At 66.9% G+C, this 14,400-nt stretch carries 13 protein-coding genes; 5 read left to right on the top strand and 8 right to left on the bottom strand.

The features are described from left to right. The first annotated feature begins 1 nt into the window (after nucleotide 1). Nucleotides 2-1,567: an NADH-quinone oxidoreductase subunit NuoN gene (gene nuoN, locus H977_RS0103775; protein ID WP_029106605.1), complete on the top strand. Its 1,566-nt coding sequence runs from the start codon at nucleotides 2-4 to the stop codon at nucleotides 1,565-1,567. A gap of 19 nt (nucleotides 1,568-1,586) precedes the next feature. Next, on the top strand, nucleotides 1,587-2,354 hold the full coding sequence (locus H977_RS0103770) for an enoyl-CoA hydratase (protein WP_029106604.1): 768 nt from the start codon (nucleotides 1,587-1,589) through the stop codon (nucleotides 2,352-2,354). Here the strand turns inward: H977_RS0103770 and H977_RS0103765 are convergent. From H977_RS0103765 to H977_RS0103750, 4 genes are all read right to left on the bottom strand, one after another. Then, complete coding sequence (locus tag H977_RS0103765; RefSeq protein ID WP_029106603.1) at nucleotides 2,351-3,397, bottom strand: zinc-dependent alcohol dehydrogenase family protein; 1,047 nt, start codon at nucleotides 3,395-3,397, stop codon at nucleotides 2,351-2,353. The two genes, H977_RS0103770 and H977_RS0103765, sit on opposite strands and share 4 nt — an antisense overlap. A 52-nt stretch (nucleotides 3,398-3,449) precedes the next feature. After that, nucleotides 3,450-4,814, bottom strand: a complete 1,365-nt coding sequence (locus tag H977_RS0103760; RefSeq protein WP_029106602.1) for an LLM class flavin-dependent oxidoreductase — start codon at nucleotides 4,812-4,814, stop codon at nucleotides 3,450-3,452. Beyond that, nucleotides 4,811-6,103, bottom strand: coding sequence for an MFS transporter (locus H977_RS0103755; RefSeq protein WP_196808166.1), 1,293 nt, complete (start codon nucleotides 6,101-6,103; stop codon nucleotides 4,811-4,813). Before H977_RS0103755 ends, H977_RS0103760 begins: the two co-directional genes overlap by 4 nt. A 96-nt stretch (nucleotides 6,104-6,199) precedes the next feature. Next, entirely contained in the window at nucleotides 6,200-6,808 is a 609-nt protein-coding gene (locus H977_RS0103750) for a TetR/AcrR family transcriptional regulator (protein WP_029106600.1), read from the bottom strand. Nucleotides 6,809-6,853: 45 nt separating this feature from the next. Between H977_RS0103750 and H977_RS0103745 the strand changes: the two genes are divergently transcribed. Beyond that, a complete protein-coding gene (locus H977_RS0103745; protein ID WP_029106599.1) occupies nucleotides 6,854-7,999 on the top strand; it encodes a phosphotransferase family protein in 1,146 nt (381 codons plus the stop codon). Further along, nucleotides 8,000-9,115 (top strand): Rv3169 family protein, encoded by a 1,116-nt coding sequence (locus H977_RS0103740; protein WP_029106598.1) that lies wholly within the window; start codon nucleotides 8,000-8,002, stop codon nucleotides 9,113-9,115. A 53-nt stretch (nucleotides 9,116-9,168) separates the two neighbouring features. Here the strand turns inward: H977_RS0103740 and H977_RS0103735 are convergent, their stop codons facing one another. Genes H977_RS0103735 through H977_RS0103725 form a run of 3 tightly spaced genes read right to left on the bottom strand, consistent with a single transcriptional unit; the run spans nucleotide 9,169 to nucleotide 12,055 of the window. Continuing rightward, complete coding sequence (locus tag H977_RS0103735) at nucleotides 9,169-9,519, bottom strand: DUF4345 domain-containing protein (RefSeq protein WP_029106597.1); 351 nt, start codon at nucleotides 9,517-9,519, stop codon at nucleotides 9,169-9,171. An 8-nt stretch (nucleotides 9,520-9,527) separates the two neighbouring features. Then, complete coding sequence (locus tag H977_RS0103730; protein WP_029106596.1) at nucleotides 9,528-11,030, bottom strand: flavin-containing monooxygenase; 1,503 nt, start codon at nucleotides 11,028-11,030, stop codon at nucleotides 9,528-9,530. A 41-nt stretch (nucleotides 11,031-11,071) separates the two neighbouring features. Beyond that, nucleotides 11,072-12,055, bottom strand: coding sequence for a TIGR03617 family F420-dependent LLM class oxidoreductase (locus H977_RS0103725; RefSeq protein WP_029106595.1), 984 nt, complete (start codon nucleotides 12,053-12,055; stop codon nucleotides 11,072-11,074). Between the two features lie 27 nt (nucleotides 12,056-12,082). On the opposite strand from H977_RS0103725, the gene H977_RS0103720 reads away from it, so the two are divergent. Beyond that, complete coding sequence (locus H977_RS0103720) at nucleotides 12,083-13,435, top strand: flavin monoamine oxidase family protein (RefSeq protein ID WP_029106594.1); 1,353 nt, start codon at nucleotides 12,083-12,085, stop codon at nucleotides 13,433-13,435. Here the strand turns inward: H977_RS0103720 and H977_RS0103715 are convergent. Then, nucleotides 13,425-14,363, bottom strand: a complete 939-nt coding sequence (locus tag H977_RS0103715; RefSeq protein ID WP_029106593.1) for an alpha/beta fold hydrolase — start codon at nucleotides 14,361-14,363, stop codon at nucleotides 13,425-13,427. The genes H977_RS0103720 and H977_RS0103715 overlap by 11 nt on opposite strands. Nucleotides 14,364-14,400 lie beyond the last annotated feature (37 nt).

Genomic DNA, 14,400 nt, shown 5'->3' with positions numbered 1-14,400 from the left:
CATGGTGACGCCGAGCATCGAGTACGGCCTGCTCTCCCCCATGCTGATCGTGTTCGGGGTGGCGGTGGCCGGAGTCCTGGTCGAGGCCTTCCTGCCGCGGCCGGCCCGTTACGGCGTGCAGGTGATTCTCGCGCTGGGTGGTTTGGTGGCCGCTGTGACGGCAGTCGTGCTACTGGCACGGGACCTGCACGGCACCGCGGGCCGACCCGCGGTACTGGGCTCGGTGGTACTCGATGCCCCGGCGCTGTTCCTGCAGGGCACCATCGCTCTGGTCGGTATCCTGGGCATCCTGCTCATCGCCGAACGCCAGTCCGTGGCAGAAACTTCCGGCGGAGCCCGCGGTCTGGACGGCTTCACGCCGCAGGCATCGGCGGTACCGGGCAACGTGGCCGAACAGCTGGCCACGAAGGCCGGTGTGATGCAGACCGAGGTGTTCCCGCTGACCATGTTCGCCATCGGCGGCATGCTGCTGTTTCCGGCCGCGGGCGATCTGCTGACCATGTTCATCGCGCTGGAAGTGCTCTCGCTGCCGCTGTATCTGCTGTGCGGGCTGGCCCGCCGCCGGCGGTTGCTGTCGCAGGAAGCCTCGCTGAAATACTTTCTGCTGGGCGCGTTCTCTTCGGCATTCTTCCTCTACGGCGCGGCGATGCTGTACGGCTATGCGGGCACACTGGATCTCAGCGGGATCGCGGATGCCGTTGCCACCAAGGCGCCCAACACCCCGCTGGCGCTCATCGGAATCGCTCTGCTGCTGGTCGGGGTGCTGTTCAAAGTCGGTGCCGTGCCATTTCATTCGTGGATTCCGGACGTGTACCAGGGAGCGCCCACCGCGATCACCGCATTCATGGCGGCGGCCACCAAGATCGCCGCATTCGGCGCGATGCTGCGCATCTTCTACGTCGCGCTGCCGCAGTTGCGTGACGATTGGCGGCCGATCCTGTGGGCCATCGCGATCCTCACCATGGTGGTCGGCACCGTCACCGCCGTCACCCAGACCGATGTCAAACGCATGCTGGCCTACTCCGCGGTGGCACATTCAGGGTTCCTCCTCACCGGTGTGATCGCCGCCAATCCCGCCGGGGTGTCCTCGACGCTGTTCTATCTGTTCGCCTACGGATTCAGCACGCTCGGCGCGTTCGCGGTCGTCGGCCTGGTCCGCGACGCCACGGGCGAAGAGGCCACCGGAATGGCGCAGTGGGCCGGGCTGGGCCGGCGCTATCCGCTTGTCGGCGTGGTGTTTTCGCTGTTCCTGCTGGCGTTCGCCGGGATTCCGCTGACCAGCGGGTTCGTCAGCAAGTTCGCGGTGTTCAAGGCCGCGGGTGAGGGCGGCGCGATCCCGCTCGTCATCGTCGGCGTCGTCGCCAGTGCCGTTGCGGCGTACTTCTATGTGCGCGTGATCGTGCTGATGTTCTTCACCGAACCACCCGAGAACGCACCCGAGGTCGTCGTGCCCAGTGGACTGACCACCGCCGTCATCACCGTCACCGCGGCCATCACGTTCGCTCTCGGCGCCCTGCCTCAACCGCTGCTGGACCTGGCCAACAATGCCGAGACCTTCCTGCGCTGAGGCAGGCTAGATTGATCCCATGACGACCGTCCTCACCGCTGACCACGGCGCCGTTCGCGTGCTCACGCTGAACCGCCCGCAGTCACGCAACGCCCTGGGTCGTCAGTTGATCGAAGAACTTTACGGCGCACTGGACGCCGCCGATGCCGACGAGGCAGTGCGGGCCATCGTGCTCACCGGGTCGGACCCCGCGTTCTGCGCCGGTGTCGACCTCAAGGAGGCACAGACACTCGGCATGGAGTATTTCGCCGAGTTCGAGTCCCACAACTGCATCACCAAGACCGGCGAACTCCGCACGCCGATCATCGGGGCGATCAACGGAGCAACGTTCACCGGCGGGTTGGAGATGGCGCTGGGCTGCGACTTCCTGATCGCTTCCGAGCACGCGGTCTTCGCCGACACCCACGCGCGGGTGGGAATCCTGCCGGGCGGCGGGATGACAGCGCGACTCCCCCACGTGGTCGGCGCCGCGATGGCACGCAGGCTGTCGATGACCGGCGAAGTCGTCGACGCCGCCCACGCCGAACGCCTGGGCCTGGTCACCGAAGTGGTCGCTCACGAGCGCCTGTTGGGCCGGGCGTTGGAGCTGGCCGGGCACATCGCCGAAGTACCGGGCCCGATCATGGCCGGGCTCAAGGAGATCTACACCCGCGGTAGCGAGCCGGTGATCGGCCCGGCGCTGGCCGCCGAGCAGGCGATCGCCGGCACGCAGGCACGTGATTTCGACGGCCTGGGTGACCGCTATCAGGCTGTGGCACAACGGAATCGTGGGCAGATCGACGGCTAGCCGTTGTGGGCAGGCTCGATGATCGTCATCCCGGGTCCGATGGGAGCGTCCATGATGGAGATCGCAGCACCCGCCTCGTCGAGGCTCACCCGCCGGGCCACCAGCAACTCCGGTTGCAGCGCGCCGGATGCGAGGAGGCCGAGCATCGCGGGATAGTCGACGGCCGGCATGCCATGCGATCCCAGGATCGAAAGTTCCTGCGCTATCACCCGGTCCATCGGGAAGGCGGTCAGCGCCGCATCACCGAGCAGAAGACCCACTTGAATGTGGCGCCCCCGGCGACACAGCGAGGCGACCGAGGCCGCTGCCACCGACGGCTGTCCGATGGCGTCGACCCCGATGTGCGCGCCGCCGCCGGTCCGATCCATGACTTCGGTTGCGATATCGGCCATCTCGGCACCGTTGACAACCTCATCGGCGCCCAGCCGAGCGGCCGTCGCCAGTGCCTCGTCGTTCACATCGACCGCAACGACCCTGGCACCGAACGCTTTCGCGATCATCACGGCCGATAGCCCAACTCCGCCGCAGCCATGGACAGCCACCCATTGACCCGGCCGCACCCCGCCATGGGTGACGACGGCGCGAAACGATGTGGCGAATCGGCAGCCCAACGACGCCGCCGCCACGAACGACACCGGATCGGGTAGGCGCACAAGGTTGGCCTGGGCCCGTGGTATCGCCACCTGTTGCGCGAATGAGCCGGGCAGGGTGAACCCGGGCTGCAACTGATCGGGACAGACTTGGGCGTCACCGGCCAGGCAGAACTCGCAGTGCCCGCACCCGAGCACGAACGGTGCGGTCACCCGCTCGCCCACTCGCCAGCCAGATACCGCGGCACCGACAGCCACGACGGTGCCGGCGAACTCATGCCCAGGAATGATCGGCAAGTCCACCGGGTCGTGCCCCCGCCACGCGTGCCAGTCGGACCGGCACACACCGGTGGCCGCAACTTCGACCACCACCCCGTCGTCGGGACATTCGGGATCGGGCACGTCAACCACCGCGGGCAGCACGCCGACCTCGGAATACATCACAGCACGCACAGTTGCGATCGTAGGCCGACTCCCGCGCCGGCAGCGACGCTGCGTGCGCCCCTCAGCCCCAGCCCTGCGGTCGAAAGGCAGCACCCGGGTGCTCAGGAGCCAGTAACGGTCCGGCGCCGCCGAGCCGCTCCCGTAGGGTGGCCGGTTCACTGTGGCCGGGCACTCTGCCGCGCCGACGTAACTCGGGCACGACATGGCGAGCGAAGTCGACAAAGGTGCCCGGCGTCGTGACATAGGCCAGGTTGAACCCGTCGACACCGGCCTCGTCGACCCAACGCTCGAGTTCATCGGCGACCTCGGTCGGTGAGCCCACCACCACCGGGCCACGACCACCCAGACCGACCTCGTGAGCCAGTTCGCCCGCCGTCCAGTTGCGGTCGGACGTGGTAAACGATGCCAGGGCAGAACGATTGGCTTCGGTCTGGACATACCTCAGAGGTTCGTCCGCCGCGAGTTCGGCCAGATCGACACCGGTCCAGCCACCGAACAGCGCCAGTGCGCCCTCCGCGCTGACGAACTGCCGGTATTCGTGCAGCTTGGCGACGGCCAGCTCGTGGGTCTCGGCCACGATCGGCGTGAGCATCGTGAACACCTTGATCGACCGAGGGTCTCGTCCTTGATCAGCGGCAGCGGCACGCAGTGCCTTGACCGGCTTGGCCACGATCTCGGGCGTCGGGCCCGATACGAACACCGCCTCGGCGTGAGCCGCGGCGAACCGGACTCCCCGCGGCGAAGCACCGGCCTGAAACAGCATCGGGGTGCGTTGCGGGGACGGTTCACACAGGAACGGCCCGGGGACGCTGAAGTAGTGGCCCTTGTGTTCGATGTCGTGGACTTTCGCCGGATCGGTGAACACGCCTCGCTCCCGGTCGCGGACGACGGCGCCGGGTTCCCACGATGCCTCCCACAGTTTGTAGCAGACCTCGAGATACTCCTCGGCGATCTCGTAGCGCTCGTCGTGCGGAATCTGGTTGCCCAGCCCCAGATTACGGGCGGCACTGTCGAGATAGGAGGTGACGATGTTCCATGCCACCCGGCCATTGGTCAGGTGGTCCAGCGTGGAGAGCCGGCGCGCCAACGCATAGGGCTGCTCGTAGGTCAACGACACCGTGACACCGAATCCCAGGGTCTCGGTGACCGCCGCCATGGCCGACACCGCCAGGGTCGGATCGTTGACGGGTACCTGTGCGGCATCGGCCACCGCCGCATCCCGTGAACCGCCGTAGACGTCGTAGACACCGAGCACGTCGGCGAGGAACAGCGCGTCGAAGCCACCGGCCTCCAGGGTGCGGGCCAATTCCGTCCAGTAGCCCAGTTCGCGGTAGCGATACCCCTGATCCTCGGGATGGCGCCACAAACCCGCGGATTGGTGTCCCACGCAAGCCATGTCGAAGGCGTTGAGATAGATCCTGCTCATCGCTCATCCCCGATCTCATCCCGATGCGTTTCCCGCGCGAAGTAGGCCGCGGTGAAAGTGATGGCGGTCAGCACCGCGAAGTATCCGACGATCAGCCACGGGCTGCCACCGCCCGCGACCAGCAGCGCCGCCGCGATCAACGGAGCGAACCCGCCCGAGAGCACCGCACCGATCTGGTAGCCCAACGAAGCACCGCTGTAGCGCACCCGGGTATCGAAAAGTTCCCCGAACCAGGCGGCCTGTGGTCCGTACATGGCGTCGTGAGCGATGTTGACCCCGAACACGATCGACAACACGATCGCGATGTGGGACCCGGTGCCCGCCGCGACGAAGAACAGGACCAGCGCCAGCACACCGGCCACCGCACCGAACAGATACGGAGGCCGCCTGCCGTAACGGTCCGACACCATTGCCCATGCCGGCGTACTGATCAGACCGATGGCCGATGCGATGAGAACCGCCGTCAGGCCGACCTGACTGCCCGCCCCCGATGAATCCTGCAGGTAGGTCAACGAATACGTGGTCAGCAACACGAACAGGGCGATCTGCGAGAATCGCAGACCGGTGGTGATCAGCACATTTCGCGGCTGGGTGCGCAGCACCTCCAGAACGGGCAGCCGCGCCACCTCACCACGGTCTCTGATCTCGGTGAACACCTCGGCATCGGTGAGCCTGAGCCGGATGACGAGGCCCACGACGACCAGAACGGCACTGAGCAGGAACGGAATTCGCCAGCCGTAGGCCAGGAACGCATCAGGACCGGTGACTGTTCTCGTCACGTAGAAGATGGCCGTCGACAGCAACATGCCGGCCGGTGAACCCAGTTGGGTGAAGCTGCCGAACAAACCTCGACGCCCAGGTGGCGCGTGCTCCACCGAAAGCAAAGCCGCACCGCCCCATTCAGCGCCCACCGCCAGGCCTTGCAGCAACCGCAGTCCGACCAGCAATACGGGGGCGAGCAGTCCGACCTGGGCGTAGATCGGCAGCAGTCCGATCGCGAAGGTGCTCAGGCCCATGCCCACCAGCGCGGCGACCAGAACGGCCTTGCGGCCCAGTCGATCTCCGTAGTGACCCGATATCAAGGCGCCCAACGGCCGGGCTCCGAACCCCGCGGCATAGGTCGCGAACGATGCCAGCGTGCCCGCCGTCGACGAGATGTTCGGGAAGAAAAGCGGTTTGAAGACCAGGGCCGCGGCGGTGGCATACAGATAGAAGTCGTACCACTCGATCGTGGTGCCGACCGCACTGCCCAACGCGACGGTGCGCGCACTCGGCTGAGCAGTGGCCACTGAACGTGGATCGGTAACAGTCACGTGGCCGTAGGTTATGCGGGGTCGTCATCACGCGGAAGATTTGTCCTCAGCCTGACGCAAAGGCGTCAGCCGCTACTTGCCGACGGTGGCCCCGTGCACCAGGATCGCCGCGGTCTGCGCCACCCATTCGTCGTCGAGTTCGCGTTCGGGCCACAGCAGCATCCGCAGCATGGTCGACCCACCGATGAGCTCCACCAGGCGGTCCGGGTCGACGTCCGGTTGGACCTCGCCCCGCACGATGCCGTCGACGATCCTGGCGCGCACCGTGACGAAGGTCCCGGCGAACCGCTGCATCACCCGGGCGTTCAAGTCGGTGTCGGCGACGACATCGGCCACCAGTCCGGGCAGCGCCGCCCGCATCACCGGACTGGTGAACACGTCGCGGGCGGCACCGATCATCGCCCGGATATCTGCGGCGATGTCACCGGCCGGCGCCGTCAGTGCGGTCGCGGCCGCGGGGAACACCGCCTCGTGCACCAACTCCGCTTTGCTCGACCACCGCCGGTACAGCGCGGTTTTCGTGGTCTGCGCCCGCTCGGCGACCGCCGCCATGGTCAGGTTCGCATAACCGATTTCGACAAGCAGGTCCGTGGTCGCCTGCAATATGGCAGCGTCGATGCGCGGGTCACGGGGGCGTCCCGCCCCGACGGTCTTGCCAAGTGGTGATGGCTCTGCTTTCATAACGCTACTAACAGTATCGTAATTGTGGCCGTAAGGAACAGTTGAATGGCAAACGAGGCCGTGGACGCTCCTGTGGAGAACGTCGACCACCTGCAACGCTCCAGCCGTGACGTCACCACCCTGCCATCGGTGCTGTCGAAATGGCTGTCCACCGTGATGCCGGGCGGCACCGCCCCTGAGATCACCGTGGAAAGCGGGGTCGACTCGAACGGAATGTCGTCCGAGACGATCATGCTGACCGGCCGCTGGGAAGAGGACGGCGAGCCCAAGGAACAGAAGTGGGTGGCCCGTGTCGCCCCCACCCAGGACGACGTTCCGGTGTTCTCCTCATACCGGCTTGATCACCAGTTCGAGGTGATGCGGCAGGTAGGCGAACTCACCGATGTGCCGGTCCCCAACGTGCGCTGGATCGACGCCACCGGCGAGGTGCTCGGCACTCCGTTCTTCCTGATGGACCGCGTCGACGGTCTGGTGCCGCCGGACGTCATGCCATACACGTTCGGCGACAACTGGTTCGCCGACGCCCCCGCGGAACGCCGCCGCGCGTTGCAGGACAGCACCGTGGCCGTCCTGGCGAAACTGCACGCGATCCCTGATGCCGCACAACGATTCGCGTTTCTTTCCGAGGTCGATCCGCCAGGTGATACACCACTGGACCGCCGCTTCGGCTGGCTCAAGGACTGGTACGAGTTCTCGGTACCCGACATCGGCCGTTCCCCGCTGGTCGAGCAGGCGCTGCAATGGCTCGAGGACAACTTCCCCGCCGATGTCGCCGCCTCGGAAAGCGTTTTGACCTGGGGCGATTCCCGCATCGGCAACGTGCTGTACGACGACTTCCGCCCCGCCGCCGTACTCGACTGGGAAATGGCCACCATCGGCCCGCGCGAACTCGACGTCTCCTGGATCATCTTTGCCCACATGGTGTTTCAGGAACTGTCCGGCATGGCCGGCTTGCCGGGCCTGCCCGATGTGATGCGCGAAGAGGATGTCCGGGCCACCTATCGCGAGTTGACCGGGGCGGAGCTCGGCGACCTTCGGTGGTTCTACATCTACTCGGGCGTCATCTGGTGCTGCGTGTTCATGCGTACCGGCGCCCGGCGCGTGCATTTCGGCGAGGCCGAGAAGCCCGACAACGTCGAGACCATGTTCTACCATGCGCCGTTGCTGCGGCGTCTCATTGAGGAGTCTTAAATGCTCGGCCCGATGGACGAATTCCCGGTACATCAAACCCCACAACCGATCGCCTGGCCCGGATCGTCGGACCGGAACTTCTACGACCGTTCGTATTTCAACGCCCACGATCGCACCGGCGACATCTTTGTCATCACCGGACTCGGCTACTACCCCAACCTCGGGGTGAAGGACGCCTATTTCCTTGTGCGCCGCGGAAATGAACAGACAGCCGTGCATCTGTCCGATGCGATCGATCAGGACCGGCTCAACCAGCATGTCGGCGGCTATCGGGTCGAGGTGCCCGAGCCGCTGCACAAGGTTCGCATCGTGCTGGAGGAAACCGAGGGCATCGCCGCGGATCTCACCTGGAACGGGCTGTTCGACGTCGTCCAAGAGCAGCCGCACCTGATGCGTCAAGGCAACCGGGTCACCCTCGATGCCCAACGCTTCGCCCAATTGGGTTCCTGGAGTGGCTATCTGGAGATCGATGGCCAGCGCATCGACGTCGACCCGGACACCTGGATCGGCTCGCGCGACCGGTCCTGGGGTATCCGGCCGATCGGTGAGGCCGAGCCCGCCGGACGCCCGGCCGACCCGCCGTTCGAGGGCATGTGGTGGCTGTACGTGCCGATGGCGTTCGACGACTTCGCGCTCGTCCTCATCATCCAGGAAGAGCCCAACGGGTTCCGCTCACTCAACGACTGCACGCGGGTCTGGAAGGACGGCCGCGTCGAGCAACTCGGCTGGCCGCGGATCAAGATCCACTACCGCTCGGGCACCCGGATCCCGACGGGCGCCACCATCGAGGCCACCGCGCTCGACGGCACCCCCGTGCGGTTCGACGTGGAATCCAAACTGCCCGTGCCGATTCACGTCGGTGGCGGCTACGGCGGCGACGTCGACTGGATCCACGGCGTGTGGAAGGGCGAGAAGTTCACCGAACGGCGCACCTACGACATGACCGATCCGGCCGTCGTCGGCCGGGCCGCCTTCGGCGTGATCGACCACGTCGGGCGGGCGGTGTGCACCGAGGGCAATCGCGCGCCTGTCGAGGGCTGGGGCCTGTTCGAGCACGGTGCGCTCGGGCGTCACGATCCGTCCGGCTTCGCCGACTGGCTCACCGTCGCCCCCTGAATCACTCCCGCCGCGAGCGGTCTCTCCAAGCGGGGACTGCTCGCGGAGGAAACTCAGGCGGCCAAGAACAGCGCGCCCGCGCCGATCGCTTCGACCAAGCAGTAGAACCAATTGGGATAGAACGACGTTCGGTCGCCGAGCACCCCGGACACGATGCGGCCGAAGGCCATCCCGGCCAGCGCCACGCCGACCGTGACCACGATCCCGGTGCGTAGGCCAGGCGTCGCGATCGCGTAACCCAGCACGCCGGCGATCGCCACACCGAACCCGCCGTACACAGCCCGCACTTCGGCGCGGGTCGGCGCGCTGTCGATACGGAACCCGAACGGCCGCAGAATCGCGGCGGGAGCCGCCAGGGCGTACACACCCATGCCCGCGAAGAACACGCCGACGACGGCGATCACGGCGGTGTTCAGGAGACGGCCTCGCTAGCCTCCGCGACGACCGGGGCCCGGCCGAAGACCATCGACTCCTCGATGCGGTCGAAGCGGTGGTCGATGGCATCGAGCACATAGTTGTGCCGGACGTGCCACGGCCGCTTGGTGCCCGAACGCGGCAGCGCATGCTCTGAACGCTGGATGTAGCCGGCCTCCAGGTCCCACGTCCGCTTCTCCGGCATCGGCGCCGCACCCTTGTGCGGATAGGCGTGGGTGTAGCCGTGAGAGCCCATGTAGGCCAACAGGTTCGCGAATGCCCGCGCGGTCATGTCCGCCCGCAGCGTCCACGAGGCGTTGGTGTAACCGATGCACCACGCCAGGTTCGGGACATCCTCCAGCAGAAATTCCTTGTAGACGAACCGCTCGGTGGGCTTGACCTCGTGACCGTCGATCGCGAGCCTGATCCCGCCGAGCGCCTGAAGTTGCAGACCGGTCGCGGTGACGATCACGTCGGCGTCAACGCGCGCGCCGGATTTCAGCACGATCCCTGTGCCGTCGACGTGGTCGATGTGATCGGTGATGACGTCCACGTGGCCGTGGCCGATGTGCTGGAACAGGTCTCGGTCGAGCACCAGGCACAACCGCTGGTCCCACGGGTTGTACCGCGGCTTGAAGTGCACGTCGACGGGGTAACCCTCGGGCAATGCGGCGATGGTCCGGTTGCGGATCAGCCACCGCCCGAACTTGGGCGCCTTGCGGAACACGAAATACATCAGCACGTGGATCATCGCATTGCGGAACCGCACCACCTGGTGGGATACCCTGCGCGGCAGGATCTTCCGGATGGCTTGCACCATCGGATCGATGCGCGGCATCGACATCATGTAGGTGGGCGAGCGCTGCAGCATCGTCACATGGGAGGCCTGTTCGGCCAACGCGGGCACCAGGCTGATCGCCGTGGCACCGCTGCCGATCACCACGACGCGCTTGCCCGAGTAGTCCAGCGACTCGGGCCAGAACTGCGGGTGGACCACGTCGCCGGCGAAGGTCTCGATGCCGGAAAACTCGGGAGTGTACGGCTCGTCGTAGTTGTAGTAGCCGGTGCCGCAGAACAGGTACCGGCACCGGTAGGTCCCCGGCCGGCCGTCCTCTTCGGTCCGCACGGTCCAGGTGTCGGTGCCCGAATCCCAATCCGCCGACAGCACATGGGTGTTGAACCGGATATTGCGGTCGATACCGTGCACCCGAGCCGTCTCGGTGAGGTAGTCCCGGATGTCGTCGCCGTCGGCCACGTTCTCGGGTTTGGTCCACGGTTGGTACGGGAAGCTCAGCGTGAAGATGTCGCTGTCCGAGCGGATCCCGGGATAGCGGAACAGGTCCCAGGTGCCACCGATCCGCTCCCGGCGTTCCAGGATGGTGTAGGTCAGCGCGGGGTTCTTCTCGTGGACCCGGTAGGCCGCCCCCAACCCTGAGATGCCGGCCCCGATGATGAGCACATCCGAATAGTCCGGATCCGCAGCCCGACGCGCGTCGTCCATGGCGAACCTCCTTTGGTCCCGCTCAGTACCACCCTATGCGCTCAGTCGCGCAGCGCGTCGACGATCTGGGCAAGCGAATTCACCTCGATCGGACCCGGTTGATACAGGCAGATCCGGTCGGACACGCCGGCCACGCGGTCCCGGATGTGGGCGGCGATGTCGGCGGGGCTGCCGCACGCCGCGATGGTGTGCAGCACCTCGTCATTGATCAGCGAACCCATCTCCTGCCAGCGGCCCTGTTTGGACAGCGCATTGAGCTCGGGCTGCAAATCACCCCAGCCGTGCACCTCCAACACCGGCCGGTAGGACGGGGTTGAGCCGTAGAAGGCGAGCAGGCGTCGCGCCGCGTCGTGGTTCGGGTCCTTCTCGGACTCCGCCGACACGATGATCTCCGGGACGATGGTCAACTCCCCCTCGGCACGTCCGGCGGCGGCGAGCCCGTCACGCACCGCGGGCATCGTGGCCTGGTGCAGGAACCGCTTGGACCCGAACGGCATGACCAGCAGACCGTCGGCGAACTGCGCGGTGGCCCGGGTGAGCCGCGGCCCCAGCGCACCGACATAGATCGGCGGCGAACCGTACGGGTTGTCCCGCGGCGTGAACGTCGGAGTCATCAAGGTGTGCCGGTAGTACCGGCCTCTGAAGTCCAGCCGCTCGCCGGTGTCCCAGGCCGCGAAGATCGCCCGCAACGCGGCGACCAACTCGGACATCCGGTCCACCGGGTGATCGAACTCCGCGCCGAACCGCTTCTCGATCTGAGTGCGGATCTGCGTGCCGAGCCCCAGCGTGAATCGGCCGCCGGACAGGATCTGGTGGTCGATGGCCTGGTGTGCGAGATGAATCGGGTTGCGGGGAAAGGCAATTGCCACATTGGTCATCAGATCGAGGCCGCCGACCGTGGAAGCCAGCGTCAATGGGGTGAACACATCGTGGGGACCCTCGAAGGTGAACACCCCACTGGCACCTGCCTCACGCAGGGCCGTGGCCCGCTCGATGGCGTCTTGCGGGCCGAACAACGCTGTCATGACCTTCACGCGTGAGAGCCTAGACAGGTGAGCATCCCAACGAACACCGACGTCGTCGTGGTCGGCGCCGGTTTCGCCGGCTTGACCGCCGCCCGGGCGCTCGTCGGGCTCGGACATCAGGTGGTGGTGCTGGAGGGCCGCGACCGCGTCGGTGGACGCTCGTCGACCGCCCTGATCGCCGACGTGCCGGTGGACCTGGGCGGGACGTTCGTCGGCCCTACCCAGGATGCGGTGCTGGCGCTGGCCAACGAACTCGGGTGCCGCACGGTGCCCACCTACGACCGCGGCAAGAATCTGATCCTGTGGCACGGGCGGGTGCGCTCCTACCGGAGCACCATCCCGCGGCTGTCGATGATGGAACTGTTCGACGTCTCCCGCATCCAGTGGCGCTTCGAACGGCTCTGCCGGCTGATCCGGACCAACGAGCCGTGGAAAAGCTCCAACGCCCAGAAACTCGACGAGCTCACCCTGGAGCAATGGCTGCGCTCGGCCGGTGCCAACGCCTCGACCCGGAACCTCATGGCGATCATGTCCCGGGTCACCTGGGGTGCCGAACCCGACGAGGTGTCGATGCTGCACGCCGCCCGCTACGTCAAGGCCGCGGGCGGGCTGGACCGCATGCTCGATGTCCGCGGCGGCGCGCAACAGGATCGTTTTCCCGGCGGAAGCCAGCAGATCGCCGTGAAGATGGCCGAGCAACTCGGAGATCGAGTCCTGCTCAACGCTCCTGTCGCCGCCATCGAGCGCCGCCCCGACGGCAGTGTGGCGGTGAGCGGCCCGGCCGGCGAAGTACACGCACGCGCGGTGATCGTGGCCATCCCGCCCCAACACCGGACCGGTATCGAATTCAACCCGCCACTGCCCCAGCCCTACACCGAACTGGCCGAGAACTGGCCGCAGGGCAATCTCAGCAAGGCCTACGCCGCCTACGAACGACCGTTCTGGCGCGCCAACGGCTGTTCGGGTGAGGCATTGTCCGACGAGGGGCCGGTGTTCATCACCTTCGACGTCAGCCCGGGCGACGGCGGCCCCGGGATCCTGCTCGGGTTCACCGATGCCCGCACCTTCGACCGGCTCACACCGGATCAACGGCGCGAGCAAGCACTGTCCGGGTTCGCCACCCTGTTCGGCGACGCGGCGCTGAAGCCGATCGACTACATCGACCAGTGTTGGAGCGCAGAACAATTCGCACCGGGCGGCCCGACGGCGGCGGTACCGCCGGGATCGTGGACTCAGTACGGTCGGTGGCTGCGCGAACCGGTGGACTGCATCCACTGGGCGGGCACCGAAACCGCCGACGAGTGGACCGGATTCCTCGACGGAGCGGTCCGGTCCGGCCGGCGCGCGGCCGCCGAAGTCGCGGGCCGGCTTACTGGCTGACCGCTCGATCCGCCGCCCGCGGCGACACGACTGATTCGGCCAGCGCCCGCAATTGGGCATTCACCTGTGCCGGGCATTCCAGGATGGCGCAGTGCCCGCCGGGCATCTCGACGAAGGCGCTCAAGTTCGGAGCGTCGGCGGCGATGCGGCGGGCGGCGCCGATGGGCAGCAGGCGGTCCTTGGCGCTACCGACCACCAGGGTCGGTACCGACAGGTTCTTCAGTGAGATATGTTGCGGCCCAACGCTGTTGACCAGTGCCCGGGCCCAGCCGCCGCGTCCGGCGGCCGGCGTCTCGGCGAACAGTCGATAGACGAACTCCGAGACCCATGGGTCGGCGTCGTGGCCCACTGCCAGACGCGCGACCAGCCGCTTGTTGGGACGCTCGGTGATCCGGGGCATCCGTGCCCCGCCCAAGGTCCTGATCGCGGTACCGGCAGCCCGGATGCGGGTCGCCGCCAACGGCGCGGGCACCCGCAGCAGTTCCACGTCCCGCACCAGGTCCCCGGTGGTGGTGTTGATCAGCGCGACGGCGTCGGCGCGGGCAGCCACTTGGGCCGGATAGCGCTGCGACCACGAGGTGATCGCGATGCCGCCCATCGAGTGGCCGGCGATGAGCGCCCGTTCACCCGGCTTGAGCGTGGCGTCGAGTACCGCGTCGAGGTCGGCGGCGAGGTGGTTGAGGCTGTAGCGATCGCGCCCGCGGGGAGCGTCGCTGCGACCGTGCCCGCGGTGGTCGTAGGCGATGACGCGGTAGTCGGTGGCGAGATCGGCGATCTGATGGGCCCAGACCCCGATGGCACAGGTGATGCCGTGGGCCAGCACGATCGGACGGCCGTCCTCGGGCCCGAACACCTCGGCGTGCAACCGCACACCGTCGACGGCGCGAACCTGCACAGGGCGCCCCGGTGGTAGCTGGGGAAGGGTCATGATGCTCCGATCGTTGGCGTCGTTGCCGATTGAAACT

The sequence above is a fragment of the Mycobacterium sp. URHD0025 genome, from assembly GCF_000426065.1.
Taxonomy (GTDB): Bacteria; Actinomycetota; Actinomycetes; order Mycobacteriales; family Mycobacteriaceae; genus Mycobacterium.
This window is presented reverse-complemented; position numbering and strand designations above follow the sequence as displayed.